Here is a 17,783-nt window from a genome sequence, read left to right as displayed (position 1 = left end):
GTATAAATACGTTGATATTGGTTTTATTGAATATAAATTATTTAATTTTATATAAATATCTAATATTTGATTTTATTTCATCGTGCTGTGGGTGCACGCAGTGCGCCCCTACAAATACGTTGATATTGGTTTTATTGAATATAAATTATTTAATTTTATATAAATATCTAATATTTAATTTTATTTCATCGTGCCGTAGGGGCTCACTGCGTGCGCCCATTGATCAACCCCATTCAAATAAAAGGATAAATGATGAAAACATCAAACCGCAAAACAAATCGGGTAACTTGGAATTCATACCAAAACGGTTGTTATTTCGTTACTGTATGCACAAAAAATAAAACGCATTATTTCGGCGAAATACGCCATCAAACAATGTATTTATCCCCATTGGGTTTTACGTTACAAAAAATTATCCAAAACACACCGCTTGTTCGCCCCGATAGTTATATTGATATTCCAATTTTCATCATAATGCCTAATCATTTCCATTGTATTATTATATTAAATTCGGATATTGACAGACATCAGCATTATTTTGGTGCTCAACGTAAAAATTTATCGTCCATTATTCGTGGGATAAAATGTGCATTATCAAGCTATGCTAAACATAAAAATATCGTATTTAAATGGCAGCGTAGCTATTATGAACATATTATCCGTGATGAAAAATCCTTCCAAAAAATTTATGATTATATTGAAAATAACGTTATAAATTGGCAACAAGATCGTTTCTTTTAATTTTTTATATTTCTCACTATTTATCATATTGGGCACACGCAGTGTGCCCCTACAAATACTTCGTTATTGGGTTTGTTTAATGTGTAAGCTCTTTAACCTAGCCATAAATATATAGATTGAATATCAAATTTAATCTTATAATGCCGTAGGGGCACACTGTGTGTGCCCAAAACATTTATCAACATATCGAAAATAATGTAATAAATTTGGATAAAGATTATTTTTATTAAATATATACCTAAACAGTTTATTCTTACGAATGATTTTGTACGGACGCCAGCGTGGCGTCCCTACATATCAGTGTTACAAATAAAACGTTTTTCTGACTATTTAAAATATGATTTATTTCTCATCGTTATATTATTTCCCATTGTGTGTAGGGATGCCATGCTGGCGTCCGTTATAACTATTCCTTATCAGTTTTTATAGAGGAGTTATTTAATTTTGCATTATCTATTATTTTTAATAATAATTCCTCCATAGGAATTTTTTCTGAAGTTGATTTTTCTAATAATAAGGCAGGGTTAAACCCTAATGCAGAAATAGCAACAGATGTTAAACTTTGTTTAATTTCTTCATTCTCAGGGCTATAATGTTTAGTTATAAAATTTAGATGGTTAACATACGATTTTGATACAACCTCTTTATGTAGATATGTCTGCTTAATTTTTGTGGTTTCTGATATTCTTTTTGAGAGAAAAATAGCCAACCAGGTTAATGGGAAAAATAATATCATTTTTGAAAGAAACGCAACATATGGTTCTTTATTAAAATCTATACTAGTTAATAATATATGTTTACTTGTGGTAAAATTACAAATTATTTTTTCTAGAAAAAGACCGAGTAAATCTTTATATAAAAAGCTTAATCCAATAAAGAACATAAAGATAATAACTATAAAAAATAAAAATATATATGTTATTTGATAACAAGTTGCTTTGCATTTTTCCTTTTGGAAAGTTTTATATAATTCATTTTCAAGATCTTGATTTTTTAGATATGTTATTAGTTCTTGATATTTATTTTTATAAGATTCTTTTAATTCATTAAAAATATTATCAGTTTCTATAATTAAATCTTTAATTACTGAAAAGCCATTTTGATAGAATATTTTCTCTATTTCTAATAGTTTATTTTCTATGTCATTGATTTTATCATCATTTCTAATAGTTTATTTTCTATGTCATTGATTTTATCATCATCTAGGTCAAACTCATCACTATTCACCCAGAATGGGCTAGAACCATAAATTTTTCTGATTTCGATTAGAATATTATTTATTGTCTTTAAATCTTTCTCAGGTATTTTTGATAAAAATGCTATAAGAAACCCTCTATTAATCTCTGCACATCTTTTCTCAAAAGCTTTATTGAAATTTCTTTTTATTCTTAAAAGATCAGATTGACATGCTTGCCAATTACTATAGATCTCTTTTACTAATTTTTCATTATTCATACCTTAATCTCCCCATTCAGTAACTTAGGTAGTAATTTATCTCTAATTTTAGTTAAAAAAGAATTTTCTATATCATTCATAGCAATTTTAGAAAAACTCTCTTTTACTATCTGTCCAAATAATTCTGTTAGCTCTACATTTGGAACAACAATTTCTTTAATTAAAAAATCAGGAAAATGCCCTTTATATTCAGTAAATTCTTGTTTTCCGTATGTGGCTAAATAAGTCCAATAAATATCTGTTTCTTCCCCTCTAAAAGCAAAAACATTTTGAATAGCACTGAAGTCATAGCTAATTAATCTCATATAGCAAGTATGATTAGCAAAAACAATGACAGGGTTCTCAATACTCGCTCTTACCCCTGCTTTATCGTTGTGATAGCCAATAATGCCCGATTTCCCTTGGTCTAAAACAGGAACTAGACCTTCAGAAAAAGTTGTTTTTTGGCTATATTTTTTACCTACTGGGATTTTCTTGATGACATCTTCAATTTTTTTCACTCCCCACCCCCTCGGCACGTCCCCAAATCCTTCAATTTCTTCAAACTCGCTTGGGAAGGCTTGGGCGAGTGCTAGAAGTTGCTGGTATTGCTCGGGGTGGTCGGCTTGCAAGCGGTCAAGTTCGGCGGGATTTTTGCCGGAAATCACGCTCATTGCGGCACGTTCTGCCTGTGCGGGCGTTAAGCCGTCCGCAAGGGCAGTGGCTTTCGCTCGCACAGGGTCGAAATCAATAAAACAGCTTTTAAAGATCGCTTGGGCGATATTTTCTAGGGTTTGGTTGATTTGGGTGTTGAGTTGGATTTTATCATCAAATACTTTGAGAATTTCACCAGCTAATTTCCTCATTTCTTTTGGAGGGAAATTGTAATTAAATTCGGCTAAAGATTGCCAAGAAACACGTTGTCGCCCCGATGTTCCTTCCATTCTTTTTTCCGCATATTTACGAAATTCGGGTAATCTTGCCAAATAGTATAAATAATCTTCATCATATTCAGGTTCTTTTGCTGAAATAACAATGAACTCTGTCGAACCGTGAGCAACTCTATCATTTTCAATGCCTGACACTTTTGCCGTTTTTCCATTCTCTAAACAAGGTGTTATTCTTGCAAATAAGGTATCCCCATTTTGAAATTTGCTTCCTCCTCCGTTAAATTTTTTGATGCTAATTTTAGACAGATCCCTTGCATTTGTTTGGAGATATGCCATTTCAATAAACGGAGCTAATGTTCCTTTAGCCAAAGATCTTTTAGGATTTAATTCTGCAATTTCTGTTAATTTACTCATACCCCAATCCTCCTAAATTCGCCTTAATCTTCGCTTCTAATTCCGCACTTTGTTTAAATTGTTCATTTAAAAGAGCGGTCAGTTGTTGCACCTTTTCTGCAAAAGGTATGCCGTCGTCTTCTTGTTCGGCGGTGCCGACATAGCGGCCGGGGGTGAGAACGTAATCGTTTTTGGCGATGTCGTCCAAGGTTGCCGAGTAGCAGTAGGCGGCTTGGTTTTGGTAGCCGTCCGCTTTTTGCCAACTGTGGTAGGTTTGGGCGACTTTGGCAATATCGTCAGGGGTGAAATCCCGCAAGACACGGTCTTTCATATAGCCGATTTGGCGGGCGTCAATAAAGAGTACTTCGCCTTTGCGGGCTTTGGCTTTGTTTAAAATCCAGATACACGCAGGGATTTGGGTGTTAGTAAACAGTTGAGAGGGCAAGGCAACCATTGTTTCGACCAAATCCGCTCGCAGAATATTTTTGCGGATTTCGCCCTCGTTATTGGTGTTACTCGACATTGAGCCGTTAGCAAGCAATAGTGCCATTCTACCTTTAGGCGAGAGGTGGTAGATCATATGTTGCAGCCACGCAAAGTTAGCATTGCCCGCCGGCGGTGTGCCGTATTGCCAACGGGGATCTTGGGCGAGGCTTTCACTCCACCATTCTTTCATATTAAACGGCGGGTTTGCCATTATAAAATCCATTTTCTTGTCGAGATGTTGCGGGTTGGTGAAGGTGTCGGCGTTTTGGTTGCCGAAGTCAAACTCAATCCCACGGATCGCCATATTCATTGCCGCAAGCTGCCAAGTGGTCGGATTATATTCTTGCCCGTAGATAGCAATATTTTTATTGCGGCTACCGTGCGGGGTTTTGCCTTGGTGGCTTTCGATAAAACGTTCCGTTTGCACAAAGAAGCCGCCCGACCCCATTGCAGGGTCGTAAATTCTGCCCTCGTAAGGTTCAAGCATTTCGACAATCAGAGTAACGATGGATTTTGGGGTGAAGTATTGCCCGCCTTTCTTGCCTTCGGCGAGAGCAAATTGTCCAAGAAAATATTCGTAAACGTGGCCAAGAATATCTTTGGCGGCGAGATGCACTGGTTTGCCGTCAAAGGTCGGTTGGCTAAAGTGAGTATCGGAAAAGAGATCGACCAAGCCGATTAGGGTATCCGCTTGGACTTTATAGCCGGCGATACGTTGAATTTTGCCTTTGAGTTTTGGGTTGTCTTGCTCAATCGCTTCAAAGGCAGCATCAATCAAATTGGCGACACCGCCAAATTTTGCGCCCCACGGCAGTTCATCGCCGATATTATATTGTGCAACGGCTTTGATGTTATCCCAACGTGCCGCTTCGGGTACCCAGAAGATGTTATCTTGGGCGTAGTAGTCCCGTTCTTCCAGTTCATTTTTGAGGTCGTCCTCGCTATAAATGGCTGGGTCGAGGTAGAGTTCTGATTGCGGATCGGCAAATAGGGCGGTGAGTTTTTGGCGTTGTTCAAGGAAACTGTCGGAAACGTATTTGAGGAAGATAAAGCCTAAAACGATGTGTTTGTAGTTGGCTGCGTCCAGTTGCTGACGCAATTTATCGGCGGCTTTCCAAAGGCGAGAGTCTAGCTCGTTAAGAAAGGCTTGTTGAGTGGCTAAAATTTCAACATTTTTGTTGGCTGTTGGCTGTTGGCTGTTGGCTGTTGGCTGTTGGCTGTTGGCATTATAACGTTTTTCCTTTTATATCAACGATCGTAAAAATACGGTACTTGTGAATATGGATTTTAGGCGTACGCAGTGCGCCCCTACAAGTGATACATTTGGCATTTCTTTGGCTGCTTTATGAACCGGCATTTTATACCACAGTAGGGGCACACTGCGTGTGCCCTTTGCGATAGTATATCGTGGTGCTGAATTTTGGATGTAGGCAGTATCTGTAAGCGAGAAATCCAGAACGCCTTTATTCGTTTTATGAAACGGTTATTTTTTACGTTCCACCCAATTTCCGTCCAGATAATCCACAAGCCATTTGCTTGCTTTGCCGTCTTTTTCGGCGGTAACGTATTGGCGTTTTTCTTTACGGTTAAAGCGGACGATTGCGTCGTTGCCTTCCGGATCGTACTGTGGGGCATCGGCTAAATAGCGTAACTTTTCCGGCAGACGATCACGGAATTGTGCCAGTTCAGCCACTTTCGGCGCTCGGCTTTCTCTGGATTTCGGGAAGTTATGTGCCGACATAAATACACCGCTTGCGCCGTCTCGTAGCACAAAGTAGGCATCGGATTTTTCGCACTTGAGTTCGGGGAAATGCACCGGTTCTTCCCGTGGCGGTGCAACTTCGCCGTTTTTGAGGATTTTGCGGGTGTTATCGCAATTTGTGCAGCCCATATATTTGCCGAATCGTCCGAGTTTGAGGTGCATATCCGCCCCGCATTTATCGCATTCGACAATCGGGCCGTCATAGCCTTTGATTTTGAAGCTGCCTTCTTCGACCAAATAGCCCTCGCAGTTCGGGTTGTTTCCGCAGATGTGAATTTTGCGTTGCGGATCAAGCACATAACTGTCCATTGCGGTATCGCATTTCGGGCAGCGTTTGCGTTGCATTAGGGCGTTGGTTTCGGAATCTTCGTCCAGTACATTATGCAATTCTGCTTCGGCGATTAAATTCATTGTGGTTTTGCAGCGTTCTTTCGGCGGTAGGGCATAGCCGGTACAGCCGAGAAATACACCGGTGCTGGCGGTGCGGATCGCCATCGGGCGTTGGCAGGTTGGGCAATGTATGTCCGTTTCGACTAAATGATTCGGCTTCATTCCGCCTTCCAATTCGTTCAGCTCGGCGGTGGTCAGTTTTTCGGAAAAATCGGCAAAAAAGCGGTTAAGCTCGGCTTTCCAATTACTGTTGCCGGAGGCGATTTGGTCGAGGGTATCTTCCATATTGGCGGTGAAATCGTAGTTCATTAAATCGCTAAAGGATTCATTGAGGCGATCGGTTACGATTTCGCCCATTTTTTCTGCATAGAAGCGGCGGTTTTCCACCCGCACATAGCCACGTTCTTGAATGGTGGAAATAATGGCGGCGTAGGTAGAAGGGCGGCCGATGCCCCGTTTTTCCAGCTCTTTAACCAATGCCGCTTCGCTGTAACGTGCCGGCGGTTTGGTAAAATGTTGGCTCGGATTGACCGCTTGCAAGGCTAATTCTTCGTGGAGACTAAGGGGAGGTAATACTTGATCTTCGGCGGTTTTGCCTTGAATGGCTAATACTTTCGTCCAGCCGTCAAAACGCAGTACACGTCCTTTGGTTTTTAATTCGTAATCGCCGGCGGTAACGGTAACGCTAGTGGAATCGTACTGTGCCGGCGGCATTTGGCAGGCGAGGAATTGTCGCCAAATCAAATCGTAGAGCCGTTCCGCATCTTTTTCCATTCCGCTTAAATCACCGGATTTCAGATTCACATCAGACGGGCGGATCGCTTCGTGCGCTTCTTGCGCTTTCTCTTTGCTGGCGTAGAAATTCGGTTTTGCCGGTAAGTATTTTTCGCCAAATTGGGTTTGAATATAGTGGCGAGCCATTGTCAGTGCATCTTGGCTAAGATTGGTTGAATCGGTACGCATATAGGTGATGTAGCCGGCTTCGTAGAGACGTTGCGCCAACATCATCGTTTTTTTCACGCTAAACCCTAAGCGGGTACTGGCGGCTTGTTGCAGGGTTGAGGTGATAAACGGCGGTTTTGCCTTCGATGATGTTGGTTTTTGTTCAATATCACTGACAATAAAAGGCGATTGTTGCAGGGCTTCGACCGCCTGTTGTGCCTGTTTTTGATTTTTAGCGTGGAATTTTTTACCTTTGGCGTGGGTCAGTTCAAGGTTTAACGCCCCTGCGGCAGCGTTGGCTTGAGCAAAAATTTCCCAAAATTCTTCCGGCTGAAAGGCTTTGATTTCCCGTTCCCGCTCCACCAATAATTTGACGGCGACAGATTGTACCCGTCCAGCAGATAAGCCGCGGGCCACTTTTTTCCACAGCAGTGGTGAGACCATAAAGCCGACCACACGGTCTAAAAAGCGGCGGGTTTGCTGGGCGTTTACCCGATCCATATTAAGATGTTCCGGTTTTTCAAACGCTTGGGTGATCGCATTTTTGGTGATTTCGTTAAACACCACACGGCTGAAACGGTCGTCCTCGCCGCCGATCACTTCCCGCAAATGCCACGCAATTGCTTCTCCCTCTCTATCCAAATCGGTTGCCAGATAGATATGGTCGGCTTTTTTGGCGAGGGATTTGAGTTCTGAAACGACTTTTTCTTTACCAGGGAGGATTTGGTAAGTGGCTTGCCAATCGTGGTAGGGGTCGATCCCCATTCGTTTAACCAATGCGGTGCGTTCTTTTTGTGCTTTAAGTTCGGCTTTTTGCTCGGCGCTTAAACCTTTGGTCGAGATCGGCTTGGCTTTTTCGGTTTTTTCGCCGCTACTGCCGGTCGGCAAATCCCGAATATGACCGACACTGGATTTCACCACAAAATCGCTGCCGAGATACTTGTTAATTGTTTTGGCTTTGGCCGGCGATTCCACAATTACTAATGATTTTCCCATTGAGTAGTCCCTAATGAAGATGAAAAAGTCGCATTTGTATGATTTTTATGCGCATTTTAAAAAGAAAGATAAAATCTAATAGATAATAGCAAGGGATTCTAAAAAAACAATATCGAGGGCGGGAAAATCGTGCAACTGTACATAATTTTATCCGGCGGGTATGACAAGCGGTCGGTTTTTCTTGTTTTTCTGCAATGAGCCAAAAACGATGGGCGTTTTCATATTTAAGTAACCGAACATCTTTATCATAGCGTGAGATTTAAGGTGATACACGGCATCAGCCGTTTTTCCCAAGCAAAATGCGCTTATGTTAAACTAATAGACATTGTGAATAGGGAGCAGATATGGATAAACTCAACGCAATTCAAATTTTTTGCAAGGTGATTGAGCAGCAAAGTTTTACTAAAGCCGCCGAGCAGAGCCAAATGTCGCTGGCAATGGCGAGTAAATTAGTCGCACAGTTGGAGGCGCATTTGAACGTGCGGCTGTTGCAACGTACCACGCGCAAAATTACCCCAACCGAAGCAGGGATGTTTTATTATCAACGTTGCTTGCCAATTCTCGCCGAGCTGGCGGAAACTGAGGATTGTATGCACGATTTAACCACTCATTTGCAAGGCAAACTCACGATTTCCGTGCCGTTGGATTTCGGTTCTCGCTTTATTGCGCCGCATCTCAATGAATTTTTGGCACAACACCCGCAGTTGCAATTACAGTTGGATTTTTCCGATCGCTATGTGGATCTGATTTCGGCAGGCTACGATTTGGTGTTACGCATCGGCAAATTGCAGGATAGTTCGATTATCGCCAAGCGGATTGGGGTGTCCGAACATATTATTGTGGCTGCCCCCGATTATCTCGCCAAATTCGGTACGCCACAAACGGCGTTGGCGTTGCAGCAACATCAGTGCTTACTTTATGAAAGCCAAACGGTATGGCATTTTAATGAAAACGGACACAGCGTAAAATTTAAGCCGCCGGGCAAAGTAGTGAGTAATAACGGCTATGCGTTGGTGCAAATGGCAAAAAACGGTTTAGGCGTGATTTTAATTCCGAAATTTCTCGTGAAAGATGAACTGGCAAGCGGGGCGTTAGTGCCGTTTTTGCCCCATAGCCAACAGTCGCCTTTGGATATTAGTTTACTGTACCCGAACCGCCGTTATCTTTCACCCAAAGTGAAAGCGGCGATTGCCTTTTTTGAAGGGTTAGTGAAAAAGCATCAAGCGGATCTATAACACGCGGTGAGTTTGGCAGGGAAATTTGCAATATTATGTAGCCGTTGCACAAAGTTGTTTTTTGTTTGCTTGTAGGGACACACTGAGTGTGTCCGGATTTTAACCTATTGAAATAATTTGATTTGTATAAAGGACACACGCAGTGTGTCCCTACATTCTGTTAAAATTTCTATATAATATGCAATCGTTCAAAACCATAAATAAACGGACGCCATATTGGCGTCCGCTAATGATGATTAGAATTTATAATTGATATTCAATCCGTAGAGGTTTGCTTTCGATTTGACTTCAAACACGCCGCGGCCATCTTCGTTGAAGCGGTTTTTCGAGCCTCTTAGATGGGCGAAACCGATGTCGGTCGATAGGCTTGGCGTAAAGCGATAAGTTGCACCGAGAGAGTACCAAGTGCGATCCGTATCCGGAATGGAGATGGACGGGTTGTTGATACTCGCATTTTCATCGTGCGCCAAGCCGGCACGCAAGGTTAATGCTTCGCTGACATCATAAGACGCACCAATTGCAATACGTGATGAGTCGCTGTAATTTTCCGCTTTACTGAATAGCACATTGCCCGATTGACCGTACGCTTCTAATTTCTTGAATTTTGACCACTCGGTGCGTTTATAGCTAAATTGCATTGCGAATTTGTCGGTTAATTTGTGGTAAGTAGAAATTTCCCAGTACGCCGGCAAATGTAAGGTTAAACGCCCCGGAATGCGTTCGCCGCCTGTTGCTTGGCTAAGCGGTAAGGCAACGCCCATTGCAGACAGTTGGTTGATTAACGGGTTAAATTGCGTTGGGAACGCATTAGAATAGTCGCCTTTAAATTTCACATTCACCGCAGAGTGATAAGCCACACCGATACGGTTTCTTTCATTGATGTCGTAGCTTAATCCGGCGTTCCACCCAAAGCTCCATTCATCACCGCTTAAACGGGAAATTTCTGTGCCGTTTTGCATTTGTGCAAGGGTTGCAGCAGCGGTATTAAGTTGTGCGGCAAGCGGGGCAAGACGTGGGTTTTGAGCGGCAGTATTAAGACGTTGTGCCAAGGCCTTACCGGAAAAGCCTAAATGACGAATGACTTCTGCCTGTGAATAGATTGCATTTAAGCCTGCACCAAGACTAAAGCCGTAGCCTAAATTGTAAGCGCCGCTTAAATTCAAGTTGATTGCTTTTAATTCAGTGTTACCCCCGAAAATACCTGCATTGTAATCTGGATTATATTTTGACTTTAAGCCGTAATTGACGTTCATTCCGCCCCCGATGGCAAAACGCTCGTTAATCGGTGCAACGACATAGAGGTTAGGAATAAAGCCACGAGGAATGACATTTTTGTGAGACGCATCGGCAAGGGCGACATAGTTGCCGTTTACGGTTGTTCCCATTGTGCCGGTAACATCGACTTTGCCATCAACTAATACGCCGCCAACGGAAATTTCCGTTTGTTTGAATTGGGTCATTAGTGCGGGATTGGTTGCAATAACAGACGCATCGTTTGCCACTGCCGCATTCCCTGCGTATGCCGCCCCTAAGCCTGATGTAGAGACTTCAGCTAACTGGAATGCTGCGGCGTTTGCGCCGGCGGCACTCAAGCTAACAAGAGAGGCAAGGAGGGTTTTGGTAAATTTGGTCATTAGGTAATCCTCTTAGATAATGTAAGCGGTTAGTTGCTCGGCAAAGTATGCAAAACCGCTTTAGCGTTTAAGATAAACGGGCGGCATTCTACGGGGCTAGCCTCAGAAATCAATGAAAATCCGCCGAAACCGGCAGTGTTCCGACCAGTTAGACAGAAAAGTTTTAGGGATAATTTGAACTTAGCGGCAGAGGGGAGTAAAATAAGCCCCGTTTAATTTTTAACACATTACGAGGTACAAAATGACTGAATGCAAATTAAATGAAACGCCCGCTTGCTGTTGTGTTGATGTCGGCACGATTATCGATAACAGCGAATGTGCGGTCGATTTCAGCCAAGTCTATGCCAGCCAAGCCGATGCCGAAGCGGCTCTTGCATATTTAACCGAAAAAGCCAGAGCGGCGGAGTCCGAACCGTGCGAGATCAGCAGTGAAATTAAAGCGGTTGAGGGCGGTTATGAACTGGTTGCCCGTTTTGATTTTAGCTGCCAAGCGGAAACGATGATTTTTCAATTATCGACCCGCTAAGTGCTCGGCAGTACTTAGATAGTTTTTAGTAATGAAAACTATCTAATTTATTTATAAAACCTTTCAAAAACCTTGCTAAAATTCTTGACTAAATTAGTAGGGTATATAGAATTCTGATCAATAACATTCACTTTCTTGAACGAAGGCACAAAGATGAAATTAACGTCAAGAGGTCGTTATGCGGTAACTGCAATCTTAGATATTGCATTACACGGACAAACATTTCCGGTAAGCCTAGCGGATATTTCCGAACGTCAGGCAATTTCCCTTTCTTATTTAGAACAACTGTTCGCACAACTGCGCCGAGAAGGGTTGGTGCAGAGCGTGAGAGGACCGGGCGGTGGTTATCAGTTGGGTAAATCGCCGCAAGAGATCACCGTAGGAATGATTATTACCGCCGTAAACGAAAGTGTTGATGTTTCAAAATGCAAAGGCAGTGGAAATTGCAGCAATAACAGCCGTTGTTTAACCCATTCATTGTGGGAGCGGTTAGAAACGCAAATTGAGCAGTTTCTACATACGATCACCCTTGCCGAGTTGGTAGAAGAAAATCGGGATCACGATTGTGAGCAATCCCATTGTCATTCTCGCCACCATATCGATTGATTTATTAAAAAACCTATTGTTTAGTTAGGAGTTAAAATGAAATTGCCAATTTATTTGGATTATGCTGCAACCTGTCCGGTGGACGAGCGTGTAGCGAAAAAAATGATGGATTATATGACCAAAGAAGGTATCTTCGGTAATCCAGCCTCTCGCTCACACAAGTTCGGTTGGGAAGCGGAAGAAGCGGTTGATGTGGCTCGTAATCAAATTGCCGAGTTAATCAATGCCGATTCCCGTGAAATCGTGTTTACCTCCGGTGCAACGGAGTCGGACAACTTAGCGATTAAAGGTGCGGCACACTTTTATCAAACAAAAGGTAAACATATCATTACCTGCAAAACCGAGCATAAAGCGGTGTTAGACACTTGCCGTCAGCTTGAGCGTGAAGGGTTTGAAGTAACCTACTTAGAACCGGAAGAAGACGGTTTAATTGATCTGGCTAAATTTGAAGCGGCAATTCGTCCGGATACGATTTTAGTCTCCATTATGCACGTTAATAACGAAATCGGCGTGATTCAGCCGATCGCCGAGATTGGTCAGATCTGCCGTGCCAAGAAAATCATTTTCCACGTTGATGCGACGCAAAGTGTCGGTAAAATTCCGGTGGACGTACACGCATTAAATGTAGATTTAATGTCCTTCTCAAGCCATAAACTTTACGGGCCGAAAGGGATCGGCGGTTTATATGTTTGCCGTAAACCACGTGTCCGTTTAGAAGCGATTATCCACGGCGGCGGCCACGAACGTGGTATGCGTTCAGGTACATTGCCGGTTCATCAAATTGTGGGAATGGGTGAAGCCTATCGTATTGCGAAAGAAGAAATGGCAAGCGAAATGGCACGCATTAAAGTGTTACGTGATCGTCTTTACAACGGCTTCAAAGATATGGAAGAAGTCTATGTGAACGGTTCAATGGAAGCGGGTAAACGTGTGGACAGTAACCTCAACATTAGTTTTAACTTTGTTGAAGGCGAGTCAATGATGATGTCCCTTAAAGATATTGCGGTTTCATCGGGCTCTGCTTGTACATCTGCCAGCCTTGAGCCGTCTTATGTATTGCGTGCAATCGGTCGTGATGATGAATTGGCGCACAGCTCTCTGCGTTTCTCTCTCGGTCGTTGGACAACGGAAGAAGAGATCGACCACACAATTGAAATTGTGAAGAAAGCAGTGGTGAAATTGCGTGAACTTTCACCATTATGGGAAATGTTTAAAGACGGCGTAGATTTAGACGCAATCGAGTGGAATCACCACTAATTTTAGCGATAAAAGTTGGGACGCACAGCCTGCGTCCATATTCAAATTAAGAGGAATTTTAAAATGGCATATAGCGATAAAGTGATCGATCACTATGAAAACCCACGCAATGTAGGCACATTCGATAAAGAAGCGGCAGATATCGGTACCGGTATGGTCGGCGCACCGGCGTGTGGCGATATTTTACGTTTACAAATCAAAGTGAATGATGCCGGTATTATTGAAGATGCGCGCTTTAAAGCGTACGGCTGCGGCTCTGCAATTGCATCAAGCTCATTGATTACCGAATGGGTAAAAGGCAAATCATTAGACGAAGCGGCGCAAATCAAAAATAGTGATATTGCAGAAGAACTTGAATTACCGCCGGTAAAAGTGCACTGCTCAATCCTTGCAGAAGATGCAATTAAAGCAGCGATTGCCGATTATAAAGAGAAAAACGCAAAATAACCGCAACAAGCGGTGAGATATGACCTGTTTTTTGCAAAATAGGTCATAGATAAATAAGGGGTAATTTTATTATTCTTTATTACCCCTTTAGTCTATCTGTTTTACGATTGTTTTATACGGTTAATATAGATAATCATAGTGTTTATCGGGAGTATTAAATTTATTAGCATCTAAATATTAGGTAATACCGATGAAATCAGAAAAATATATTGCAATTTTGAGCGTAGTTTTTGCTGTATTCATTCCAGTATTGCATTCCTTTTATTTAAGCCGTGAATTAGATGTATTTTCGGTTTTAGTTTTGAGCGTTCCGGTATTCTTTGCCTGTATTCTCTATGCTGGGATTAGTCAAAATGCAGTAACGGGTGCAGGATTGACTGTTTTAGTTATTTATTTTGGTTTTCACCTATTTATTGCAAATTTGGATAAAGACGAACAAATCGGGCTTTGGTTAATCTTTTATCCCATAAATAGTATTGGAGCATTTATAACATCCGGCATTGGTTATTTATTATTGAAACAAGAATGTATTAAAAAGCCATTTTGGATCATTGCTTTATCGTCAGGACTGACGTTGATTGGGTTTGGATTGCCATTCTTACTAATGGTTCTTTAATATGTTTTAGGAGAAAATATGTCAATAACATTAACAGAAACCGCAGCTAATCGGGTAAAAACATTCTTAGAAAATCGAGGAAAAGGGATTGGCTTACGCCTTGGGGTAAAAACGTCAGGTTGTTCAGGGCTAGCTTATGTGCTTGAATTTGTTGATGTACTTAACGAGGACGATCAAGTCTTCGAACAACACGGCGTAAAAGTGATTGTCGATGAAAAAAGTCTGGTTTACCTCGCCGGCACGGAGTTGGATTACGTTAAAGAGGGCTTGAACGAAGGCTTTAAATACAGCAACCCGAATGTTAAAAACGAATGCGGTTGTGGCGAAAGTTTCAATGTGTAGAGGAAAATATGAACCCGTTTGCACTTTTTGATTTGCCGGTTGCCTTTTCATTGGATAAATCGCAATTATCTGCCCGTTATTTAAGCCTACAAAAATCGCTACACCCCGATAATTTTGCGGCGCATTCCGCGCAAGAACAGCGGTTGGCAATGCAAAAATCGGCGGAAATCAACGATGCGTTGCACATTTTAAAAGATCCGATTTTACGGGCGGAAGCGATTATCCGCATTCACACAGGTGAAGTACAGGATTTAGAGCAAAAAAGCCAAAAAGATATGGCATTTTTGATGCAGCAACTGGAATGGCGGGAGCAGCTTGAAAGCATTGAAATTGCAAAAAATGAGGTGAAACTCACTGCTTTCAGCAGCGAAATCTACAAAGAAAACCAACGGTTACTTGCTGAAATGGAACAAGCTCTCAATGCGCAACAGTGGCAGAAAGCGGCCGAAATCGCCGATAAACTCCGTTTTATTAAAAAGTTAATGGCGGAAATTGAACGTATCGAAGAACAATTATTAGATTAACGATGAAAGATCTAGAGCAACTGATTGATAAAGAGAATAGCGTTTGGGCGATTATTCAGGGTTGGTTTAAGCAGGCGAATAATCATTATCAAATTTTGCCGAAAGATGTTGAAAATGCCGGCAAGGAATTGGTCGGAATGCAACTTTCCACCAAAATGCCTTTGGGGGCAGTGGTCTATGAAACCGGCGGGATCTTAGTGGATCACGGCTGGTTACGTTTAATCGGCTCTGGCAGTGAAAAACTACCACGAGGACTGTTTGAGTGGAATTTCGGCAAAACCTTTGAATCTGCCGGCGAACGCCCGCTCTATTTATTGGTTGCCGATGATGCTATCGGCGGTTATTTCGCCGTAAACGGTGGCGGTTTAGGGGACAAAATCGGAATGATTTACTACTATTCCCCGAAAAAACACGCGTGGGAAAGCATCGGCTTAAATTATTCCCAATTTCTCGGCTGGGCATTAACGGCAGATTTAGCCGGTTTTTACCACGGCTTACGTTGGCAAAGCTGGCAGCAGGATATCGCTAATCTTAACGGCAGCCAAGTTATTCACCCTGAAACAAAACAAACACAGCCGATAGAACGACATTACCAAGCCACATTTGCTCCTGACGATATGGGCTATGCGGTAAATTAGACAAAGAGATAAGATAAATGGCACTACTTCAAATTTCCGAACCGAATCAAAGCCCGGCACCGCATCAAGCAAAATTAGCGGTGGGGATTGATTTAGGCACAACCAATTCCTTAGTGGCGACAGTGCGCAGCGGGCAAGCACAGGTATTGCTTGATGAACAACAAAATGCGCTTGTGCCTTCGGTGGTGCATTACGGTGTAAGTGAGAAAAGCGTAGGGCGCAACGCCTTTGCTAACGCAAGCAGTGATCCGCAAAATACCGTGATTTCGGTGAAACGTTTGATCGGGCGTAGCCTTGAAGATGTGCAACAACGCTATCCCGATTTACCTTACCGGTTTATCGCCAGTGAAAACGGCTTACCGCTGATTCAAACGGCACAAGGCAATAAAAGCCCGATTGAAATCTCCGCCGATATTTTAATGGCATTGAATCGGCTTGCAGAACAGCATTTAGCTGGTGAATTGTCCGGCGTAGTGATTACCGTGCCGGCATATTTTGATGATGCCCAACGCCAAAGTACCAAAGATGCGGCACGTTTAGCCGGATTGAATGTGTTACGTTTGCTGAACGAACCGACCGCCGCAGCAATTGCCTACGGCTTAGACAGCGGGCAAGAGGGGGTAATTGCCGTTTATGATTTAGGCGGCGGCACATTTGATATTTCCATTTTACGTTTGAGTAAAGGCGTATTTGAAGTGTTAGCGACCGGCGGAGACACGGCGTTAGGCGGCGATGATTTCGATCATCTGATTGCCCGTTGGATCAGTGAACAATCGGGGGTACAGCCTCAAACCGCCAGTGAACAGCGTGAACTGTTAACCCTTGCCAATCAAGCCAAAGTGGCACTATCGCAAGTGGTCAGTTATCCACTGACATTTGCAAACTGGCAGGGTGAACTGAGCCGTTCGCAATTTAATACGCTGATCCAACCGCTTGTGAAACGATCGTTGCTGACCTGCCGCCGAGCATTGAAAGATGCGGGGGTAGCTGCCGATGAGGTGCAACAGGTGGTGATGGTCGGCGGTGCAACCCGTGTGCCTTATGTGCGAGAGCAAGTGGGCGAATTTTTCGGGCGTGAGCCACTGGTTTCGATCGATCCGGACAAAGTAGTTGCACTCGGTGCTGCAATTCAAGCGGATATTTTGGTCGGCAATAAGCCTGATGCGGAGATGTTATTGCTTGATGTTGTGCCGTTATCCCTTGGGATTGAAACAATGGGTGGTTTGGTAGAGAAAATTATTCCACGCAATACCACTATCCCCGTTGCTAAAGCGCAGGAATTTACCACCTTTAAAGACGGGCAAACGGCAATGAGCGTACACGTTGTACAGGGTGAGCGTGAATTGGTGGAAGATTGCCGTTCACTCGGTCGCTTTACCTTACGGGGTATTCCGCCGATGGTCGCAGGGGCTGCCCATATTCGGGTTACTTATCAAGTCGATGCGGACGGGCTATTGAGCGTTACGGCGATGGAGAAATCGACCAAAGTGCAAGCCTCGATTCAAATTAAGCCGTCTTACGGTTTAACCGATGATGAAGTTACCGAAATGATCCGCTCGTCAATGACCAATGCCAAGCAGGATATGGAAGCCCGTCAGCTTGCCGAGCAACGTGTTGAAGCCGACAGAGTGATTGACAGCGTGATTATTGCCTTGAGAGAAGACGGCGAGGCACTGTTATCGTTAGACGAATTTAAGCAGATTGAAGCCGAGTTGCAAAACTTGATTAACTTGAAGCAAGGCACGGATCGCTTTGCCATTCAGCAGGGGATTAAAACCCTCGACAATGCCACCCAAGTATTTGCGGCAAGACGGATGAACTTATCCATTCAAAAAGCCTTAGCGGGCAAAGCCGTTGATGAGATTATTTAAAAGACAAGCGGTTTGAAACGGCAAAATTTTTGCAAATTTTCCACCGAATCCGA

The 17,783-nt window shown here is 42.9% G+C and carries 17 protein-coding genes; 11 read left to right on the top strand and 6 right to left on the bottom strand.

Annotated features, from left to right (window positions below; all coding sequences use genetic code 11):
• Positions 1-252 precede the first annotated feature (252 nt).
• On the top strand, positions 253-741 hold the full coding sequence (locus E4T80_RS04205; protein WP_135055230.1) for a transposase: 489 nt from the start codon (positions 253-255) through the stop codon (positions 739-741).
• A gap of 406 nt (positions 742-1,147) precedes the next feature.
• Here E4T80_RS04205 and E4T80_RS04200 read toward each other — a convergent pair whose 3' ends face one another.
• The 5 genes from E4T80_RS04200 to topA all read right to left on the bottom strand — a co-directional run bounded on the left by E4T80_RS04200 (position 1,148) and on the right by topA (position 8,034).
• The gene (locus E4T80_RS04200; RefSeq protein ID WP_135055228.1) at positions 1,148-1,624 is read right to left on the bottom strand and encodes a hypothetical protein; all 477 of its coding nucleotides are present in this window, start codon (positions 1,622-1,624) and stop codon (positions 1,148-1,150) included.
• Positions 1,625-1,878: 254 nt separating this feature from the next.
• On the bottom strand, positions 1,879-2,196 hold the full coding sequence (locus tag E4T80_RS04195; RefSeq protein WP_135055227.1) for a hypothetical protein: 318 nt from the start codon (positions 2,194-2,196) through the stop codon (positions 1,879-1,881).
• A complete protein-coding gene (locus tag E4T80_RS04190; RefSeq protein ID WP_135055225.1) occupies positions 2,193-3,479 on the bottom strand; it encodes a restriction endonuclease subunit S in 1,287 nt (428 codons plus the stop codon). Before E4T80_RS04190 ends, E4T80_RS04195 begins: the two co-directional genes overlap by 4 nt.
• Positions 3,472-5,109, bottom strand: coding sequence for a class I SAM-dependent DNA methyltransferase (locus E4T80_RS04185; protein ID WP_135055223.1), 1,638 nt, complete (start codon positions 5,107-5,109; stop codon positions 3,472-3,474). The genes E4T80_RS04190 and E4T80_RS04185 overlap by 8 nt, the downstream gene beginning before the upstream one ends.
• A 318-nt stretch (positions 5,110-5,427) precedes the next feature.
• The gene (gene topA, locus E4T80_RS04180) at positions 5,428-8,034 is read right to left on the bottom strand and encodes a type I DNA topoisomerase (RefSeq protein WP_135055221.1); all 2,607 of its coding nucleotides are present in this window, start codon (positions 8,032-8,034) and stop codon (positions 5,428-5,430) included.
• A gap of 344 nt (positions 8,035-8,378) precedes the next feature.
• On the opposite strand from topA, the gene E4T80_RS04175 reads away from it, so the two are divergent.
• A complete protein-coding gene (locus E4T80_RS04175; RefSeq protein ID WP_135055219.1) occupies positions 8,379-9,269 on the top strand; it encodes a LysR family transcriptional regulator in 891 nt (296 codons plus the stop codon).
• Positions 9,270-9,505: 236 nt separating this feature from the next.
• On the opposite strand, the gene E4T80_RS04170 is transcribed toward E4T80_RS04175, so the two are convergent.
• The gene (locus tag E4T80_RS04170; protein ID WP_135055217.1) at positions 9,506-10,903 is read right to left on the bottom strand and encodes a porin; all 1,398 of its coding nucleotides are present in this window, start codon (positions 10,901-10,903) and stop codon (positions 9,506-9,508) included.
• A 241-nt stretch (positions 10,904-11,144) separates the two neighbouring features.
• Here E4T80_RS04170 and E4T80_RS04165 point away from each other — a divergent pair, with 241 nt between their 5' ends.
• From E4T80_RS04165 to hscA, 9 genes are all read left to right on the top strand, one after another.
• Positions 11,145-11,429, top strand: coding sequence for a YfcZ/YiiS family protein (locus E4T80_RS04165; RefSeq protein ID WP_135055215.1), 285 nt, complete (start codon positions 11,145-11,147; stop codon positions 11,427-11,429).
• A 153-nt stretch (positions 11,430-11,582) separates the two neighbouring features.
• Positions 11,583-12,035, top strand: a complete 453-nt coding sequence (locus E4T80_RS04160) for an Rrf2 family transcriptional regulator (RefSeq protein ID WP_047976149.1) — start codon at positions 11,583-11,585, stop codon at positions 12,033-12,035.
• Between the two features lie 36 nt (positions 12,036-12,071).
• The gene (locus tag E4T80_RS04155; RefSeq protein WP_047976150.1) at positions 12,072-13,292 is read left to right on the top strand and encodes an IscS subfamily cysteine desulfurase; all 1,221 of its coding nucleotides are present in this window, start codon (positions 12,072-12,074) and stop codon (positions 13,290-13,292) included.
• 63 nt (positions 13,293-13,355) lie between these two features.
• Positions 13,356-13,739 (top strand): Fe-S cluster assembly scaffold IscU, encoded by a 384-nt coding sequence (gene iscU, locus E4T80_RS04150; protein WP_047976151.1) that lies wholly within the window; start codon positions 13,356-13,358, stop codon positions 13,737-13,739.
• Positions 13,740-13,929: 190 nt separating this feature from the next.
• Entirely contained in the window at positions 13,930-14,355 is a 426-nt protein-coding gene (locus E4T80_RS04145) for a hypothetical protein (RefSeq protein WP_135055213.1), read from the top strand.
• Positions 14,356-14,373: 18 nt separating this feature from the next.
• The gene (gene iscA / locus E4T80_RS04140) at positions 14,374-14,697 is read left to right on the top strand and encodes an iron-sulfur cluster assembly protein IscA (protein WP_047976153.1); all 324 of its coding nucleotides are present in this window, start codon (positions 14,374-14,376) and stop codon (positions 14,695-14,697) included.
• A gap of 8 nt (positions 14,698-14,705) precedes the next feature.
• On the top strand, positions 14,706-15,221 hold the full coding sequence (gene hscB, locus E4T80_RS04135; RefSeq protein WP_135055211.1) for a Fe-S protein assembly co-chaperone HscB: 516 nt from the start codon (positions 14,706-14,708) through the stop codon (positions 15,219-15,221).
• Between the two features lie 2 nt (positions 15,222-15,223).
• Entirely contained in the window at positions 15,224-15,859 is a 636-nt protein-coding gene (locus tag E4T80_RS04130) for a DUF2625 family protein (protein WP_135055209.1), read from the top strand.
• A 17-nt stretch (positions 15,860-15,876) separates the two neighbouring features.
• Positions 15,877-17,730, top strand: coding sequence for a Fe-S protein assembly chaperone HscA (gene hscA / locus E4T80_RS04125; protein WP_135055207.1), 1,854 nt, complete (start codon positions 15,877-15,879; stop codon positions 17,728-17,730).
• Positions 17,731-17,783: the final 53 nt, after the last annotated feature.

The organism is Muribacter muris, from assembly GCF_004569585.1.
GTDB classification, from domain to species: Bacteria; Pseudomonadota; Gammaproteobacteria; order Enterobacterales; family Pasteurellaceae; genus Muribacter; species Muribacter muris.
This window is presented reverse-complemented; position numbering and strand designations above follow the sequence as displayed.